Here is a 17,857-nt window from a genome sequence, read left to right on the forward strand (position 1 = left end):
CGGAGAGGTGTCCGAGTGGTTGAAGGAGCACGCCTGGAAAGTGTGTAAGCGTCTAAACCGCGCTTCGGGGGTTCGAATCCCCCTCTCTCCGCCAGATAAATGAAGAAGCCGCCCAGTGGGCGGCTTTTTTATTTGTCTGGCGGAGAGCATCGGGCGAGAGAAGCCCCGCCGGGGTTCGACGGTTCTACAGGAGCAGAACCGGACCGCCGCAGGCGGGTCCCGGTGCGCAGCGCGCGCCGGGATCGGGTGCATGGATGCACCCGACAATCCCCCTCTCTCCGCCAGATAACTGAAAAGGGCTGCCCGAAAGGGCAGCCCTTTTCAGTTATCTGGCGCGGGATGCGAAGTGCGCTGCGCGCGCTTCGCCCCAAACGTTGCTGCGCAACCTTTGGGCCCCTCCCTTTGCCTGCCTCTCCCCGCCCCTGTCGGGGCAGCCCCTCAACAGAGGGGCTTGTTCCTCCAGATGCGTCAGTAGATCCACGCCATGCGTGGATGCATTTCGTAGGCCTCCCACCCGCACCTACACTGCCTCAAACAAAACTGAACGAAACCTGAAAATTCGCTATCGTAGGCGCCTTCATCCAACGCCGCCCCATCGCCCATGAGCTCGACCGACCACGCTCACGCCGCCTGCGAGAACTGCGACACCGCCCTGCATGGCCACTACTGCCATCGTTGCGGGCAATCGGCGCACAACCCGCTCAAGCATGTCGGCCACGCCATCGAGGAAGTGTTCGAATCCTTCTGGCACCTGGACGGGCGCATCTTCCGCACGCTGCGCGACCTCTGGGTGCCCGGCCGCATCGCGCTGAACTACCTCAGGGGCCGCCGGGTGGGATACGTACAGCCACTGCGGCTGTTCGTCATCCTCACGCTGTTCACCTTCTTCGTCGGCAAGCTGTTCGTACACGTCGACGATTTCGGTGTGGGCGGTGGGCGCGACTCGGTGTACGCCAAGGCCACCACCGTGGAACAGGTCGAAGCCGCACGCGCACAACAGCTGGCGCTGATCGACCAACAGCAGACCAGCTCCCCCACCACCGGCAACGCCGGCTTCACCGTGGCGAGAGCAGCGGTGAATGCCGCCGCCGCACAGCGCAAGGCGGAGCTCGATGGCACCCGCGCCGTCGCCCCTGCTGAAACCGCCACAGCCGGATACGGCACCTTCTTCGATCACACGGTCAACGGCAAACCCTGGGATGCGGACAGCAATCCCATCGTCCTCGATGGTTGGCCGCAGTTCGCCAACCGATGGCTCAACAAGCGCCTGCAGAACGGCAACACCAACATCAAGCGCATGGGTGGCAAGGCCGACCTCTACATGCAGGCGATCCTCACCGCACTGCCGGGCGCCCTGTTCTTCCTGATGCCGGTGTTCGCACTGGTACTGCGCATCGCCTACCTCCGGCGACCGATGGGCTATCTGGAGCACCTGGTGATCGCCCTCTACAGCCACAGCTGGCTGATGATGGTGCTGCTGGCAACGTTCCTCGTCGCCGGCATCGGCAACGCCTTCGCATCACCGGCGATTGCCACGCTCAGCCAATGGCTGTATGCCCTGCTGTGGCTGGCGGTTCCGGTGTACCTGCTGTGGATGCAGCAGCGCGTGTATGGCGGCAGCAAGGCGTTCACCGTACTGCGCTACCTCGCCATCGGCGGCGTGTACCTGTTCCTGGTGACCTTCGTGGTGATGTACGCCGCACTGGCGGGCATTTCGGCCTGAGGGAAGACACGCATGGCGTGTCACCCCTGAATCCGCGCGTGGCGTGGATCCACTGCCGATCGACTATCGTGGTCGCATGAAATTCCGCCTCTACCGCCCCACGGATGCCAGCGCCTGCCTGTCGATCTTCGACAGCAACGTGCCCACGTACTTCGCGCCGGAAGAACGCAGCGATTTCGAAGGCTTCCTGCTCGTGCAGGCGGTGGACTGCGCCTTCCAGATCATCGAGCGCGACGGCAGTGTCATCGCCTGCGGCGGCATCACACGCCGTGGCGATGGCAGCGCCGGCTTCTGCTGGGGCATGGTGCAGCGCGCGCTGCACCGGCAGGGCATCGGCCGCGAACTGACGCTGGCACGCCTGCGCCAGGCCGAAGCGGACTCCTCGATCACGCACATCACGCTCAGCACCAGCCAGCACACGCAAGGCTTCTATGCCGGCCTCGGCTTCCACGTGACACGGGTGGTGCCCGATGGCCACGGCGCCGGGATCGACGCCGTGGAAATGAAGCGGAGGGTGTAGCCCTCCGCCCCGCCCCGGATCCACGGCGTGCGTGAACCCATTGCCGGCCTACTCCCCTCAGAAGCCCACGCGCAGGTTGATCTGCCCGCCGACATCGCGGCGACCATCGCCGTGCTGGCCCTGCACGAACATCGACAGCTGGCTGTTGCGGCCCAACCCGACCGCCACGCCCACCTGGCTGACCAGCGCATTGCGTGCCATCACTGCGCTGTAGACGTCGAAGGCATCGCCCCCCACCGCGAAGCGGTTGCGGCTGGCCACGTCGGTGTCACCGGAGGCGTGCTGCCACCCCAGGCCGACGGTCAGCTGTGCCGGGAAACGCTCGCCGCTGCCCACGTCCCAGCGGCCGCGCACGCCCACGGTGCTGACATTGAGCGTGTCCTTGCCGCCTTCCAGTACCAGCGCAGCGCTGCCGCCCTGCTCCGTCGCACGATCGCTGTCGACCCAGTGCCTGGTGAACTGCACGTACGGCTGCAGTTGGGTCCTGCCGTGGGTCCAGGTCCAGCTGCCTTCCACCTGGGCGATGGTCACATCCGAATCCTGGCGGCTGTGCAGGGTCTGGCCCAGCAGCGGCACCTCACGGGTGGTGCGCGTGCGGTAATCACCGCGCGACACACTGCCGCCCACTGCCAAGCCGTTGTTCCACTCGCCCTGTGCGTACAGGCCGAAGGTGGTACCGCGCAGGCGGGCCCGCGAGTCGCGATCGTACAGGCGTGTATCCAGCCGCTCGCTGCCTGCGGCCGCACCCAGCACCACGTGCTCACCCAGCTGCCAGTCCACGCCGGCCATCACCGCGTTGCGGTTGGAGCGGATCTCGTCGCCATTGCCATCGCCATCCTGCTTGAACACCTTGCCGCTGCCGGCCAGCCACGCCGAAGCGCGCTCGCCACGCACGGTGGGCAACTCGCTGCCCAGGCGCTGGCGGATGCCTTCTTCCAGGTAGTTGTCATACAGCAGCACCGCACGGCTGGCCGCATGCACTTCGCCGGAGAGCTGGTCGAACGCGCTGCGCGCAGTGCCGGCGTCATACATCAGCAGCGTGTTGTACAGCCCCAGCGCCTGACCACTCTGCGGCAGGCTGTCCAGCGCCGCAGCCGTGTTGTACTGGTTGCGCGTCTTCGCCACGGTGGTGAAGGCTGCGGTCTGCGCCACATCGATCTTCAGGTTCGCGGTGTTCGCGGTGTAGACCGGGGTAATGGTCAGGAAGGCCGACGGCGTGGTCGCCGCGGCGAACTGGCCGCTGACACCGCCACCCGCATTGACCACCGTGTACTGCTGGCCCTGCTGGTAGCTGGTGCTCGGCGAAATGGTGTTCACCTGCACGGTGCTGCCGCCCACGTTGGCGTTGCCTCCCACCTGCACCGTGTCGCTGCCCGTGGCGCCCAGATCGATACCCAGCGTACTGCCCGGCGACAGGGTCAGGTTGCCACCGATGGTGATCGTACCGACGCCATTGCCGGTGCCACTGCCGTTGCCCGGGCCATTGCCCGGCGACAGCACACCGCCGCTGGATACGGTCACGCCACCACCGGTACCGCCGATGGTGCCGGTGCCGGACAAGCCGGTGCCGCTGCCGATGGTCCACTGGCCACCGATGGTGCCGGTGACATTGAGGCCACCGCCGGTGACCTGGCCGGTGCCGCTGAAGCCGCCGCTGTTGCCACCAAGGTTCAGGCCGCCCGGGCCGGCCTGCACGATGCTGCCACCGCCACTGATGCTGCCACCCAGTGTCGTGGTGCCCCCGGTGTTGATGACCAGGCCGCCGTTGTTGGTGATGTTGCCGGTGATCGATCCGCTGGCGCCGCCATTGCCAACCTGCACGGTGCCACCGGCATTGATGGTGGTGCCACCGGTATAGGTGTTGTTGCCGGTGAGGGTGACGGTGCCGCTGCCGGCCTGGGTCAGGCCGCCGCTGCCGCTGATGGTGCCGCCGACGGTGGTGTTGCCGCCGACGTTGAGCACCAGGCTGCCATTGTTGGTGACGTTGCCGGTGATCGCGCCGCTGGCGCCCCCGTTGCCGACCTGCAGCGTGCCGCCCGCGTTGATCGTGGTCCCGCCGGTATAGGTGTTGTTGCCGGTCAGGGTCACCGTGCCACTGCCGGCCTGGGTCAGGCCGCCGCTGCCGCTGATGGCACCGCCAACGGTGGTGTTTCCACCCACGTTGAATACCAGGCTGCCGTTGTTGGTGACGCTGCCGCCGATCGCACCGGTAGCGCCACCATTGCCCACCTGCAGCGTGCCACCGGCGTTGATGGTGGTCGGGCCGGTATAGGTGTTGTTGCCGGTCAGGGTCAGCGTGCCGCTGCCAGCCTGGGTCAGGCCACCGCTGCCGGTGATGGTGCCGCCCAGCGTGGTGTTGCCGGCCACGCCGGACACCAGCGAGCCATTGTTGGTGATGTCACCGACGATGGAACCCGTTGCTCCGCCGTTACCCAGCTGCAGCGTGCCACCGGTATTGATGGTGGTACCGCCGGTATAGGTATTGGTGCCGGTCAGTACCAGCGTGCCGCTGCCCGCCTGGGTCAGGCCACCGCTGCCGCTGATAGTGCCGCCCAGCAGGGTGTTGCCTGCAACGTTGGAGATCAGTGCGCCATTGTTGGTGATATCACCAGTGATCGCACCGCTGGCACCACCGTTGCCGACCTGCAGCGTACCGCCCGCATTGATGATGGTGCCGCCGCTGTAGGTGTTGTTGCCGACCAGGGTCAGCACGCCACTGCCGGCCTGGGTCAGGCCGCCACTGCCACTGATCGCACCGCCGACGGTGGTGTTGCCCGCCACGTCGAACACCAGGCTGCCGTTGTTGGCGACGTTGCCGGTGATCGCACCGGTCGCACCGCCGTTGCCCACCTGCAGCGTGCCACCGGTATTGATGGTGGTGCCGCCGGTGTAGGTGTTGTTGCCGGTCAGGGTCAGCGTGCCGCTGCCGGCCTGGGTCAGGCCGCCACTGCCACTGATGGTGCCGCCCAGCGTGGTGTTGCCGGCGACGTTGGATACCAGTGCGCCGTTGTTGCTGATGTCACCGACGATCGAACCGGTCGCACCGCCATTGCCGACCTGCAGCGTGCCACCGGTATTGATGGTGGTACCGCCGGTGTAGGTGTTGTTGCCGGTCAGCACCAGCGTGCCGCTGCCGGCCTGGGTCAGGCCGCCGCTGCCGCTGACCACGCCACCCACGTTTGCGGTGGTGCCGAGGTTGTAGACCAGGCTGCCATTGTTGGTGATGTCACCCAGTACCGACCCGGTGGTGCCGCCATCGCCGATCTGCAGCGTGCTGCCGCCATTGATGGTGGTGCCACCGGTGTAGGTATTGCTGCCGGTCAGGGTAAGCGTGCCGGTACCGCCCTGCACCAGGCCACCGGTACCACTGAGCACACCGCCGAACGTGGTGTTGCCGTTGTTGCCGCCGGTGCTCAGGGTTGCGCCCCCCAGCAGCACACTGGACCCGGTCACGCCGGCCAGGCCACCGATGCTCTGGTTGCCGCCGGCGCTGATATCCAGTGTCCCGGTACCGGCCAGGTTGACCGTGCTGGCACCGGACAGGCTGCCACCGGCGGCCACCGCCAGCGTGCCGCTGTTGATGGTGGTGGTGCCGGTATACGTGCTGGCACCGCCCAGGGTGACCGTCGAGGCACCGTCCTTCAGCAGGCCACCGGCACCGCCGATCGCACCATTCAAGGTCAGCGCGTTGCTGCCAGGCAAGGTCAGCGTGCCGCTGGCCAGTTGTACGCCATTGGCCAGGGTCAATGCCGTGGTGCCGTCCAGCGTGGCGTTTCCGCCCACCGTCAGCGTGCCGGTTCCCAGCGCGTTGTTGTTGCCCAGGGCAAGGCCACCGGCGTTGAGCGCCACGCCACCGCTGAAGGTATTGTTGCCGCTCAGCGTCTGCACGCCGGCACCGTTCTTGACCAGGCCGCCGGTACCGGTGATGTCACCGGCGAACGTGGTGTTGCCCACGCCACCGAGGGTCAGCGTGCTGCCACCCAGCGACACCGTGCTTCCGGCCACGCCGGCCAGCGAGCCGATGGACTGCGCGCCCCCTGCACTGATGTCGAAGGCGGTACCGGCATTGGCCAGGGTCACCGCGCCGGTCGCGGCCAGGCTGCCGCCCGCGCCGATCGCCAGCGTGCCGGCATTGATGGTGGTGCCACCGGTGAAGGTGTTGGTGCCGGTCAGGGTCTCGGTGCCGCTGCCTTCCTTGACCAGGCCGCCGGTGCCGCCGATCGAGCCACTGAACGTGCCGTTGCTGGCATCACCGATCGTCAGCGTATTGGCGCCCAGGTTCACCGTGCCGTTGCCGATCAGGGTGCCGAAGGTCTGCGTGCCGTTGCCGGCCGACAGATCGAAGGTCGCGCCCGAGGCCAGGTTGACGACGCCACCGGCATGCAGGCTCGCGCCTGCGCCCAGCGCCAGCGTACCGGCATTGATGAAGGTACCGCCGGTGTAGCTGTTGGTGCCGTTCAGGGTCAGCGTCGCGGCGCCTTCCTTGGTCAGCGAGCCGGCGCCACTCAGGTTGCCGTTGAAGGTGAGATTGTTGCTGCCCAGTACGGTCAGCCCGCTGTTGAGGATGACGTTGTTGCCGAACGTGAGCGCCGTGTTCGAATCAAGCGTGGCCGCGCCGCCAACGGTCAGCGCACCGGTGCCCAGCGCATTGTCGTTGCCGAGCACCAGACCGCCGGCATTGAGCGTTACGCCACCACTGAAGGTGCTCGCGCCATTGAGCGTCTGCACGCCGGCGCCGTTCTTGATCAGGCCACCGTTGCCGCTGATCGCGCCGTTGAAGGTGCTGTCCACCGTGCCGCCCAGGCTCAGCGTGCTGCCACCGAGTGCCACCGTGCTGCCTGCCACGCCGGCCAGCGAACCGATGGTCTGGTTGCCCGCAGAGATATCGAGGGTACCGGTACCTGCCAGGTTCACCGCGCCGGTCGACGCCAGGCTGCCACCAGCACCGATGGCCAGCGTGCCGCTGTTGATGGTGGTGCCTCCGGTGTAGGTATTCGCACCGGTCAGGGTCACGGTCGCCGCACCGTTCTTGATCAGGCCGCCGGTACCGGAAATCACACCGCCCAGCGTCAGCGCGTTGCTGCCCAGCAGATCCAGATTGGCACCCGCGGCAAGCCCGATGTTGTTGGCCAGGTTGACGCCTGTCGATGCATCCAGCGTCGCGTTGCCGCCCACGGTCAGCGCGCCGCTGCCGAGCGCAGCGTTGTTGCCGACCACCAGGCCACCGCCGTTGAGTGCGACGCCGCCACTGAACAGATTGGCGCCACCCAGGGTCAGGACGCCGGCCCCATTCTTGACCAGGCCGCCGGTGCCGGAAATCGCACCGTCGAACACGCTGTTGGCCACCCCACCGAGGATCAGCGACTGCGCGCCCAGGCTCACGCTGGAGCCAGCTACCCCGGCCAGCGAACCAATGGTCTGGTCGGCGCCGGATGTCGAGATGTCGAAGCCGGTCCCCGCTGCAGCAAGCGTCACCGCACCGGTCGCGGACAGGCTGCCACCCGGCCCGATCGCCAGCGTGCCGGCATTGATCAGCGTGCCGCCGGTGTAGGTATTGGTTCCGGTCAGGGTTTCAGTGCCGGCACCGACCTTGGTCAGGCCACCGGTACCGGTGATCGAGCCGCTGAAGGTGCCATTGGTCGCCCCACCCACCTCGATCGCATTGGCGCCGAGGTTGATCGTGCCGTTGCCGATCAGGGTGCCGAACTGCTGCGTGCCGTTGCCCGCAGACAGATCCAGCGTGGCGCCGGTGGCGAGGTTGACCGTGCCGGTTGCCGACAGGCTGGCATTGGCACCCAGCGCCAGCGTACCGGCGTTGATGTTGGTGCCACCGGTGTAGGTGTTGGCGCCGTTCAAGGTCAGCGTCGCGCCGCCCTCCTTGGTCAGGCTGCCCGCACCGGACAGAACGCCATTGAGGGTCAATGCGTTGGTACCGAGCACGGTCAGCCCGGCATTGAGCGCGATGTTGTTGGCCAGCGTGGCCAGCCCGGTGGTATCCAGCGTCGACGCACCGCCGACAGTGAGCGCACCGGTACCCACCGCGGCGTCGTTGCCCAGTACCAGGCCACCGGCATTGAGTGTCACGCCGCCACCGAAGGTGTTGGCGCCGGACAGGGTCTGTACGCCCGCACCCACCTTCACCAGGCCGCCGCTGCCACTGATGACGCCACCGAAGGCGGCGTTGCTGGCGGTGCCGAAGGTCAGCGAATTGCCACCCAGCGCCAGCGTGGTTCCACCCACACCATTGAGCGCGCCGATGGTCTGGCTGCCGCTCGCGCCGGAGATATCGAAAGCGGCGCCGGCGTTGCCCAGGGTGACATCCCCCGCCGCGGCAAGGCTGCCGCCCAGGCCCAGTGCCAGCGTGCCGTCATTGATGGTGGTACCGCCGGTATAGGTGTTGGCAGCAGACAGCGTCAGCGTGGTGGCACCGTTCTTGACCAGGCTGCCATTGCCATCGATCACCCCCGACAACGTCAGCGTGTTGCTGCCCGGCAGGGTCAACGCAACACCCGAGGCCAGGTTGATCGCATTGCCCAGGCTTACGCCGGCACCTGCATCCAGCGAGGTGCTGGCATTCACCGCCAGCGCGCCACTGCCCAGTGCGCCGTTGGCGCCGACCACCAGCCCGCCACCGTTCAAGGTCAGGCCACCTGCGAAGGTATTGGTGTTGTTGAGCGTGAGCAGGCCGGTACCGTTCTTGACCAGGCTGCCGTTGCCCGCCACGACGCCGCCCAGGGTGACGTCATTGCTGCCGCCCAGCGTCAGCTGCGTGCCGTTGCCGAAGTTCACTGCATTGGCCAGGTTGACCGCCACCGTGTTGTCCAGCGTGGTGGTGCCTCCAATCGCCAGCGCCCCGGTTCCCAGCGCGCCCGCGTTGCCAAGAACCAGGCCACCGGCATTCAGTGCGACACCGCCGCCGAAGGTATTCGCGCCGGACAGCGTCTGTACGCCGGTGCCGGTCTTGACCAGCCCGCCACTGCCATCGATCACGCCGGCAAAGCTGCCATTGCTGGCGCCGCCGAAGGTGAGTGACTGCGTACCCAGCGCGACCTGGCTGCCGGCCACGCCGTTCAACGCGCCGATGGTCTGGTTGGCGCCCGCCGCGGAGATATCCAGGGTTGCACCCGCACCGGCAAGATCCACGGCGCCGCCTGCGGCGAGGCTGCCGCCGGCACCGAGTGCGAGCGTACCGGCGTTGACCGTGGCACCGCCCAGGAAGGTATTGGCTCCGGACAGCGTCAGCGTCGAGGCACCGTTCTTGACCAGGCCACCGGTCCCGCCCACCACACCGGTCAGTGTCAGGTTGTTGCTGCCCGGCAGGGTCAGCGTGTTGGCCCCCAGGTTCACTGCATTGGCCAACGTCACCGCAGCGCCGGCATCCAGCGAAACGTTGCCGCCGATGTTCAACGCCCCCGTGCCGAGCGCGCCGTTGGCGCCGACCGACAGGCCACCTGCATTCAATGCGAGGCCACCGCTGAAGAGATTGCTGTTGTTCAACGAGAGCACGCCGGTACCGGTCTTGATCAGGCCGCCGGTGCCCGTGATCAGACCGCCCAGGGCCGTGTTCTGGTTGCTGATCAGGCTCAACTGCGCGCCGGCATCGAGATCGATCGCATTGGCCAGGTTCAAGGCCACCGAGCTGTCCAGCGTGGCATTCGCGCCCACGCCGAGCAGGCCGCTCCCGAGCGCGCCGGCATTGCCCAGCATCAGGCCGCCGCCATTGAGCGTCAGGCCACCGGCGAAGGTGTTGGCACCGTTGAGGGTGAGCGTGCTGGCACCGTTCTTGACCAGGCCGCCCGCACCGGACAACACCCCGCCGAGCGTGATCGCCTGCGAACCCAGCAGTGACAACACCGCCCCGCTGCCGAGGGTCACGTTGTTGGCCAGGTTCAGCGCAGCGCTGCCGTCCAGCGTCGCGCTGCCTCCCACATTCAACACGCCACTGCCAAGTGCGCCACTGTTGCCGAGCAGCAGGCTGCCGGCGTTGAGCGTCAGGCCACCACTGAAGGTGTTGGTGCCATTCAAGGTCAGCAGCGAGGCACCGTTCTTGGTCAGGCTGCCGGTGCCGGTGATGTTGCCGCCCAACGTGAGGTTCTGGCTGCCCGGCAGGGTCAGCGCCGCACCCAGGTTGATGGCGTTGCCGAGGTTCAGTGCCGCGGAACCATCGAGCGTGCCGTTTCCGCTGACGGTCAACGCGCCACTGCCGATTGCACTGCTGTTGCCCAGCAGCAGGCCGCCCGCGGCCAGGTTCAGACCACCACTGAACGTATTGGCGCCGCTCAACGTCTGCGTGCCGATTCCCTGCTTGACCAGGCCGCCGGTGCCACCGATCACTCCTGCGAACGTCTGGTTGGTGGCATCACCGAAGGTCAGCGTGCTACCGCCCAGCGTCACGGTGCTGCCCGCAATGCCGGACAACGCGCCGATGGTCTGGTTGCCTCCGGCCGAGATATCCAGGTCCGCGCCGATGCCAGCCAGGCTGACCGCACCGCCGGCGGCCAGGCTTCCGCCACTACCCACTGCCACCTTGCCGGCGTTGATCGCCAGGCCACCGGTGAAGGTATTCGCACCACCCAGGGTCAGCGTGGCTGCTCCGTTCTTGATCAGGCTGCCGGTGCCGCCGATGGCACCGCCCAGCGTCAGCGCGTTGCTGCCCAGCACATTCAGCAGTCCGCCCACGCCAAGGTTGATGCCATTGCCCACGCTCAGCGCAGACCCTGCATCCAGCGTCACCGCACCGCCGACGTTCAGCGCACCGGTTCCGAGCGCACCGCCATTGCCGAGCACCAGGCCACCGGCAGTGAGTGACAGCCCACCACTGAAGGTGTTGGCATTGTTGAGGGTCAGGGTGGTCGCACCATTCTTGACCAGGCTGCCGGTCCCACCGATCACGCCATTGAACGTCAGCGCCTGGTTGCCGGGCAGGTTGAGGATGCTGCCCGCCCCCAGATTGACCGTGTTGGCGAGCGCAAGCGCGCCCGTGGTGCCATCCAGCGTCACGTTGCCGCCGACGCTGAGCGCACCGCTGCCCAGCGCAGCCGCGTTGCCCAGCAGCAGGCCACCTGCGTTGAGCGCCACGCCGCCACTGAGGTTGTTGACGCCCGACAGGGTCTGCACGCCAGTGCCCAGCTTGACCAAGCCACCCGTGCCTGCCGCGAACGTGCCGCTGTAGCTGGTATTGCCCAGCCCGCCGAGCGTGAGCGTGCGGCTGCCAAGGTTGACCGAACCACCGAGCCCGGCCAGCGAACCGATGGTCTGGTTGCCCGCTGCAGACAGGTCAAGGCTGGTGCCGACGCCGACCGTGATCGCGCCGGTGGGCGACAGGCTGCCGCCTGCGCCCAGTGCCAACGCGCCTCCGGCCAGGTTGAAATTGCCGGTCAGCGAGTTGGCGCCGTTCAAGGTCAGGGTGCCGGCACCGTTCTTGGTCAGATTGCCGGCACCGGAGATCGAGCCGCTCAATGACAATGCATTGCTGCCCAGCAGGTTCAGCGCGCCGCCACCGTTGATCACCAGATTGTTGGCCAGGTTGAAGCCGGCCGTCGTATCCAGTGAGGCGCTGCCACCGACGGTGAGGTTGCCGCTGCCGAGCGCACCGGCATTGCCCAGAACCAGGCCGCCGGCATTGAGGTTGACGCCGCCACTGAACAGGTTCGCGCCGCCCAGGGTGACGATGCCGGTGTTGTTGACCGTCAGCCCGCCGGTACCGGACAGCACGCCGCCCAGGCCGAACGCGTTGGTCCCCGCCAAGGAAAGATTGCCACCGAGGCTGAAAGCGTTTGCCAGGTTCAGACCGGCCGTAGAGGAGGCGATGGCGCCGCCGTTGGCGGTGAACACCCCTGTGCCGAAGGAAACGGCATCGTTGAAATTGACCAGGCCATCATTGAGCGTCGTCGGCCCAGTTCCGTTCCATGCGCCCTGCAGGTTCCAGGTGCCGCTGTTGACGGTGAGCTTCCGGAAGTTGAGGTACTGGCTCCAGCCCAGCGTGGTCACTGCACCGCCAGTGCCGGACCCCGGACCGCTGACGACGTTCTGCAACACCAGCGTGTTGTTGGCGGCACCACTGCCGGTACCGGCGTCGACCGATCCTGCAGCCGCAACCTTCACCCCGGTGACACCGGTAATCACACCGGCAAGGGCACTGCCGCCACCGGTCACAACACTGGAACCCGACACTGCGGTGAAGGTATTGCCGCCGGTTGAATCACCCAGGTGAACGCTGCCACTGACCGCCCCCGCATTGAGGAACGTATTACCGCCAGAAGCCCCCAGGCCGACGCGCCCGTCGATGGTGCCTGTGTTGGTCACATTGGCTGCTGCACCACCATAGGTCACCACCGTGGTCGCGTCGGAAACGCTGCCTGCGCCGATCAACGACGTACTGATCAGGCCGGCATTGTCGATGGTGGTGGTGCCGTTGACATTCTGTGCCACCAGCGCTTGGCCACCGAAACCCAGCAGCGATGCGATGTTGACGACGCCCTTGATCTGTCCGCCGGAATTGTTGTTGACGACGATCGCGCTGTTGTTAGCCAGACCATTGCCGACTACCAGGCCGGGCGACGCGAGCAGGATCGAGCTCGGATCGATCGTGCCACTGTTGTTGACCGTCACGTTGTCGCCGCTCAGCGTCGCTGCGTTGCCGCCACCCACGATCGGCGGCGTACGCAGCAACGCACCCGCGGCAATGTTCAGCGTGAGGCCGTTGGTCGCATTGCTGTAGTTGTTGATGTTGGTGGAACTGTCGCAGTTGACGGTGGTGGTACCGGTGCACGCCGCGAATGCCGAACCGCTGGCCAATGTGGCCGCCAATGCGACCGCCAGCTGATGTGCCCGCAATCGCGGTGGCCGCTTCGCGGTAATCGCACTTCCGCCAGGATTCTGGGCGACCTCCGAAGCAACCTGCATTACCCCGAGGGCGCGATTGAAAACCAGACGGTAAATGCGGTTCATCGGTAAATCTCCATGAAAAGACCGGACGGCACGGCAGGCAGGTTTTTTTTGAAGACGATGCCGCCCGCCCCTGCTCCTTCACGGGAACAAGGCTTACGGCATTTACTCGTGAAAATCTTCACATCTTCACGCGAACGCGCAGGAAGAGCGGCGCGCTGGCGTATCCATCAGCGCGAAAACTCCCCGGTTTCGCTTGACGAATGGCGGCACTGTGCGACGGATGCCGACAGTGCCGCGTGAATCACCCACGTAATTTTTATGACGTACGTCAAATAAAATGGGTGAATAAATCTATTTTGCCGAATATGCGCATTGCATATTCACAGCAAGCCGGCCGGGGCGTGGATAAATCGCGCTCCGATAAACCTTCACGTACTGGAGAGTTTCATTAAAACCAGGCCAGAAACGATAAGCACCGCTGCGCCGATCCGCATCGGGCTGACCTGCTCGCCGAGAAACACGATGCCGACCACGAACGCGCCGACCGCGCCGATGCCGGTCCAGATCGTGTAGGCGGTGCCCAGCGGCAGGCTGCGCATGGCCACGGCCAGCAGCCAGAAGCTGGCGATCATGCCGACGATGGTGACCACGGTGGGGGTGAGCCGGGTGAAGCCTTCGGACTGCTTCATGGACACGGCCCAGACGATTTCCAGCAGGCCGGCGAACAACAGATAGATCCAGGCCATGACGGCCCTCCTCTTGGTAGGGCCAGGCCGTCCTGGTCATTGGTTCCCGATGCGGGGGAGGTCGTTCCTCCAGGCCGGCATTCTAGCAACGGGGGTGCGACCCGGCCGCCGTGGCCGGGAACGGGTTACAGCCGATTCAGTGCGTGAAGCTGGCGTCGATGGGCCTGCCTGCGCTAGAATGCGCGTCTGCCATCGGCCAGCCGATGTGCAGTCCGGCTGTGGTCTCTGGCGCATCGCGCGCTGCGTCCCCTGATCCGTGAACTGGCCGCCCACTGGGCGGCCAACGTCTCTATGGTGGCCCCGTCGGCCCCTCGCGACGCTAGGTCGAAAATCCCGCCAGGGCCGGAAGGCAGCAACGGTATCGATCGACGCGGGCGCCGAGGTCAGCCGGCGGGGCCATCGCCTTTTCGGCCACGCCCCCGCTCTGGTAGCTGCCAACCTTGGTTGGCGCCCTTCGCCAGGCATGCCCCGGCACTACCGCGCTTCCGGCGTGCCCTGGTGGAACAGCATCCGCCACCGTTGCCCGTGCCGGCGCCACAGCGAACTACGCAGCACCCAGCGTTGCGCCTGGCCATCCACGTGATGGCGGCTGCGGTAACGCACCTGGGCCAGGCCATCGGCCAACAGCCGCACCGCGAACTGTTCCGACTCGATCAACACCTGCGTCCGCTCCAGCGGAATCTCCGCCAGCGCAGCGTCACGGCCGTAGCACTGGCCGGAACTGCCGATCTCGCTGAAATCCTCATCCAGCAATGCAGCCAGGCGCTCACGGTCGGCACGCACCGGCGGCGCGTGCAGCGCGCGCTCCAGCGCCTCCAGTTCGGCCGCCAGCGCTGCATCAGCAGGCTGGCCGCAGGTGTTCACGGCGGATCCTGCGCCAGCACGTGCGGCGCGGTCGGGGCCGCCAGCGGCACACACTGCCCCGGCTGCGCCACGCGGTGCCCGCGCGCGGCCAGCGCCTGGCCGTCGGCCGCGCTTGCGTAGTGGTACAGCATCATCCGCGCCTGCAGTTCGGCGCTGTACTCGCGCTCCAGATCGGCCACGCCGGTATGCGACGGGTTGCCATGCAGGCCGCAGTCGTGGGCGATCAGTTCATTGTCATTGGCGTAGCGGGCCAGCATCTCCGGAATCGGGCGAGTATCGCCGCTCCAGGTCAGCGCGCCCTGCAGGCGCAAGCCATAGGCCGTCTCCGGCCAGTGGTGGCGCACCGGGAAGACCTCCAGGCGCACGCCCTCGTGCCAGAACGCCTCACCCACCACGATCAGCTGGAAGGCATCCCAGAAGTTGGCACCGCCCTCGGCCAGCACGTTCGGGTAGTCGCCGATGCGCTTGTGCAGCAACGGCACCACCGTGGCAGGCACGTACAGGCGCACCTTGCCGCGCCGCTGCGCGCTGAAGAAGGTATCCACGAACAACCGCTCGAAGCCGGCCACATGGTCCAGATGCACATGGGTGACGAACAACGCCTGCGGCAGATGCCCGTAGTGCGCCTTGAACGCGGTCAGGCCTTCGCCGCCACAGTCGATGGTCAGCCACGGCCGACCGTCCCGCTCGATCACCGACATCGGCGACCCCAGCTCGACCGCCGACGCATTGCCGACGCCGAGGAAACGCAACGACCAGTCCATCAGGTGCCCCGGTTCCAGGCCATGTCATAGGCGCGGCGCAGCCGCACGTAGTCCTTCTGCACATCTTCCACGCTGCGCTCGCCGCGCAGCTTGATCAGCGAGCGCAGCAGGCGCTTGAGATTGCGTTCGCGCCAGGCCGTGGCGGGGATGCGGATGACCCCGCGGTCGAAGTCGATCAGCCAGCCATGGCCGTTGCCATCGAACAGGATGTTGTGCGCATTGAGGTCGGCATGGTCCAGGCCGGCACGGTGGAAACGGGCGATCAGCCGGCCGGTCTCCTCCCACGGCGCGCCCCGGCCAGCGACCAGCGCCCGGTCGGCCAGCGAGCGCACACCCTCGATCCGTTCCATCAGGATCGCCGCCCGGTAGCGCAGGCCCTCACGCATGTAGAACGCCGCGATCGGTCGCGGCACCGGCAGTTTCTTCTCGCGCAGGGCACGCATCAGCCGGAACTCGGCGAAGCTGCGGGTCCGGTCCGAGCCGCGCCAGAGGTACTGGTCATGGCTGATCTTCGCCGCCAGACCGCCGCGCAGATAGTGGCGCAGCACGCTGGCGCCGAACGGCGCATCGATGAACCAGGCGCTGCCGCGGCCGCCCTCACCCACCGGTCGCGCCCTGCTGCCCCAGTGTTGGGGCGAGAACAGGCCGATCTCGGCTTGCCGCAGCCGCTCGCGGTCGAACAGAATGGCCCCGATGCCGCGACCCTCGCGGCATGGCGTCAGCGCTTCATTGGCGTCGAATGCGACCATTTCATTGAGTCTAACAACACATGGCATCAGCGTCCTCATCCTTGTGCCTCCTGCGCCTGTCCGCACTCGGCGACGTCACCCACGTGGTGCCCCTGGTGCGCACCCTGCAGGCTGCGCGCCCGGACACGCCGATCCACTGGATCATCGACAAGGCCGGGCACAAGCTGCTTGATGGCCTGCCGGGCGTCACCTTCCATGCCTACGACAAGAAGAGCGGCATGGCCGGTGTCAAGGAGCTGCGCAGACAGCTGCCACCGGGACGCTTCGAAGCGCTGTTGCAGATGCAGGTCGCGTTCCGCGCCAACCTGCTGTCGGCCTTCATTCCGGCCGAGCGCCGCATCGGCTACGACCGCAGCCGCTCCAAGGACCTGCACGGACTGTTCATCAACGAGCGCATCCCCGACCGTCCCGGCATCCATGTACTGGACGCCATCGGCAGCTTCTGCGAACCGCTGGGCCTGCGCCAGACCGAGATCAGCTGGGACCTGGCCGTACCGCAGTCGGCCTACGAATGGGCCGACGCACAGTGGCAGGACGATGGCCGCCCGGTGCTGATGATCTCGCCGTGTTCGAGCCACGTGCGCCGCAACTGGTACGCCGATCGCTACGCTGCGGTGGCCAACCATGCGACGCAGCGCGGCTGGCAGGTGGTGCTGTGCGGAGGCCGCAGCGAGCTGGAACGCAGCATGGCCGACGCGATCCAGGCGCAGCTGCACACACCGGCACTGGACCTGGTCGGCAAGGACACGCTCAAGCAGTTGCCCGCCCTGCTTGCCCGCGCCAACCTGGTGATGACGCCGGATTCCGGCCCGATGCACATCGCCAACGCGATGGGCGCCAAGGTGCTGGGCCTGCACGCCGCCAGCAATCCGCACCGCAGCGGCCCGTACTCGGACCGCCGTTACTGCGTGGACCGCTACGACGACGCTGCGCGCAAGTACCTCGCCAAGCAGGCCGCGGATCTGAAGTGGGGCACCAAGATCGAGTTCGACGATGTGATGGAACTGATCACCGTCGAAGACGGCATCGCCGCCTTCGAGCGTTACGTCGCCGACCACCTGGGGTGAGCGGCAGGCCCCATCCACGCATGGCGTGGATCTACCGCCTGGACCGGATTACGCGCGCTGCGTGTAATCCTGGTAGGACTTCTCTTCCACGTAGGCCGAACCGAGCGCCAGGTTGATTGCCTTCTTGATGCGCGCGCGCTCGTCGTTGCGCAGGTAGACGCTGCGCGCCAGGTCGACGAAGCCCTGGTCGAACGCCTGCGCCTTCTCCTTCAGCCGGATGTCATCCTCGATGTCCCACAGCTGCTCATTGACCGCCTTCAGCTCGGCGCGCAGCTTGGCGATGTCCTTCACCGCCGCCGGGTGCGCCATCCAGGTCTGCTCCAGCGCCGACAGCTCCTTGCGCACGTTGGCCAGCTTGCCCTCGTCGCTGATGCGCTCGGACTTGATCTGCAGGATCGAGATCTTGTCCAGCAGCTCGCCGAAAGAAACGGGCACGAGGATTTCAGCGGTCATTGGGAAAGCTCCAGCAGGTGATGCAGCAGTTTAACCCGCAGCTCGCGATGGAACGGGTAGATCCACGCCATGCGTGGATGG

Annotated in this window: 9 protein-coding genes, 1 tRNA gene and 1 other RNA gene; 5 read left to right on the plus strand and 6 right to left on the minus strand. The window is 66.7% G+C overall.

Features of this window, described 5'->3' with window-relative positions; all coding sequences use genetic code 11:
- Nucleotide 1: 1 nt before the first annotated feature.
- From SSKA14_RS19780 to SSKA14_RS19790, 3 genes are all read left to right on the plus strand, one after another.
- Nucleotides 2–94: transfer RNA gene (locus SSKA14_RS19780), tRNA-Ser, on the plus strand.
- A 507-nt stretch (nt 95–601) separates the two neighbouring features.
- Nucleotides 602–1,723 (plus strand): DUF3667 domain-containing protein, encoded by a 1,122-nt coding sequence (locus SSKA14_RS19785; protein WP_008265439.1) that lies wholly within the window; start codon nt 602–604, stop codon nt 1,721–1,723.
- A 76-nt stretch (nt 1,724–1,799) separates the two neighbouring features.
- Complete coding sequence (locus tag SSKA14_RS19790; RefSeq protein WP_040009846.1) at nt 1,800–2,243, plus strand: GNAT family N-acetyltransferase; 444 nt, start codon at nt 1,800–1,802, stop codon at nt 2,241–2,243.
- Nucleotides 2,244–2,300: 57 nt separating this feature from the next.
- On the opposite strand, the gene SSKA14_RS19795 is transcribed toward SSKA14_RS19790, so the two are convergent.
- Together SSKA14_RS19795 and sugE are read right to left on the minus strand one after the other, a co-directional pair.
- Nucleotides 2,301–13,193: an autotransporter-associated beta strand repeat-containing protein gene (locus tag SSKA14_RS19795; protein WP_040008680.1), complete on the minus strand. Its 10,893-nt coding sequence runs from the start codon at nt 13,191–13,193 to the stop codon at nt 2,301–2,303.
- 368 nt (nt 13,194–13,561) lie between these two features.
- On the minus strand, nt 13,562–13,879 hold the full coding sequence (gene sugE, locus SSKA14_RS19800) for a quaternary ammonium compound efflux SMR transporter SugE (RefSeq protein WP_008265478.1): 318 nt from the start codon (nt 13,877–13,879) through the stop codon (nt 13,562–13,564).
- Between the two features lie 300 nt (nt 13,880–14,179).
- Here sugE and ffs point away from each other — a divergent pair.
- Nucleotides 14,180–14,276, plus strand: an RNA gene (ffs, locus tag SSKA14_RS23600) — signal recognition particle sRNA small type.
- Nucleotides 14,277–14,353: 77 nt separating this feature from the next.
- On the opposite strand, the gene SSKA14_RS19805 is transcribed toward ffs, so the two are convergent.
- From SSKA14_RS19805 to SSKA14_RS19815, 3 genes are read right to left on the minus strand one after another with little or no spacing between them, the layout of a single operon-like run.
- Nucleotides 14,354–14,743, minus strand: a complete 390-nt coding sequence (locus SSKA14_RS19805) for a nuclear transport factor 2 family protein (RefSeq protein WP_008267320.1) — start codon at nt 14,741–14,743, stop codon at nt 14,354–14,356.
- A complete protein-coding gene (locus SSKA14_RS19810) occupies nt 14,740–15,507 on the minus strand; it encodes an MBL fold metallo-hydrolase (protein ID WP_040008682.1) in 768 nt (255 codons plus the stop codon). The genes SSKA14_RS19805 and SSKA14_RS19810 overlap by 4 nt, the downstream gene beginning before the upstream one ends.
- The gene (locus tag SSKA14_RS19815) at nt 15,507–16,256 is read right to left on the minus strand and encodes a 3-deoxy-D-manno-octulosonic acid kinase (protein ID WP_008266944.1); all 750 of its coding nucleotides are present in this window, start codon (nt 16,254–16,256) and stop codon (nt 15,507–15,509) included. The genes SSKA14_RS19810 and SSKA14_RS19815 overlap by 1 nt, the downstream gene beginning before the upstream one ends.
- Nucleotides 16,257–16,276: 20 nt before the next feature.
- On the opposite strand from SSKA14_RS19815, the gene SSKA14_RS19820 reads away from it, so the two are divergent.
- Entirely contained in the window at nt 16,277–17,323 is a 1,047-nt protein-coding gene (locus tag SSKA14_RS19820) for a glycosyltransferase family 9 protein (RefSeq protein ID WP_040008685.1), read from the plus strand.
- A gap of 48 nt (nt 17,324–17,371) precedes the next feature.
- Here SSKA14_RS19820 and SSKA14_RS19825 read toward each other — a convergent pair whose 3' ends face one another.
- Nucleotides 17,372–17,776, minus strand: a complete 405-nt coding sequence (locus SSKA14_RS19825; RefSeq protein ID WP_040008687.1) for a DUF6165 family protein — start codon at nt 17,774–17,776, stop codon at nt 17,372–17,374.
- Nucleotides 17,777–17,857: the final 81 nt, after the last annotated feature.

The organism is Stenotrophomonas sp. SKA14 (assembly GCF_000158575.1).
Classification (GTDB): domain Bacteria; phylum Pseudomonadota; class Gammaproteobacteria; order Xanthomonadales; family Xanthomonadaceae; genus Stenotrophomonas; species Stenotrophomonas forensis.

Bases quoted from the DNA above. Each gene is read 5' to 3' on its own strand.
- SSKA14_RS19785 (WP_008265439.1), top strand. From the start codon at position 602: ATGAGCTCGACCGACCACGCTCACGCCGCCTGCGAGAACTGCGACACC.
- SSKA14_RS19790 (WP_040009846.1), top strand. From the start codon at position 1,800: ATGAAATTCCGCCTCTACCGCCCCACGGATGCCAGCGCCTGCCTGTCG.
- SSKA14_RS19795 (WP_040008680.1), bottom strand. From the start codon at position 13,193: ATGAACCGCATTTACCGTCTGGTTTTCAATCGCGCCCTCGGGGTAATG.
- sugE (WP_008265478.1), bottom strand. From the start codon at position 13,879: ATGGCCTGGATCTATCTGTTGTTCGCCGGCCTGCTGGAAATCGTCTGG.
- SSKA14_RS19810 (WP_040008682.1), bottom strand. From the start codon at position 15,507: ATGGACTGGTCGTTGCGTTTCCTCGGCGTCGGCAATGCGTCGGCGGTC.
- SSKA14_RS19815 (WP_008266944.1), bottom strand. From the start codon at position 16,256: ATGGTCGCATTCGACGCCAATGAAGCGCTGACGCCATGCCGCGAGGGT.
- SSKA14_RS19820 (WP_040008685.1), top strand. From the start codon at position 16,277: ATGGCATCAGCGTCCTCATCCTTGTGCCTCCTGCGCCTGTCCGCACTC.
- SSKA14_RS19825 (WP_040008687.1), bottom strand. From the start codon at position 17,776: ATGACCGCTGAAATCCTCGTGCCCGTTTCTTTCGGCGAGCTGCTGGAC.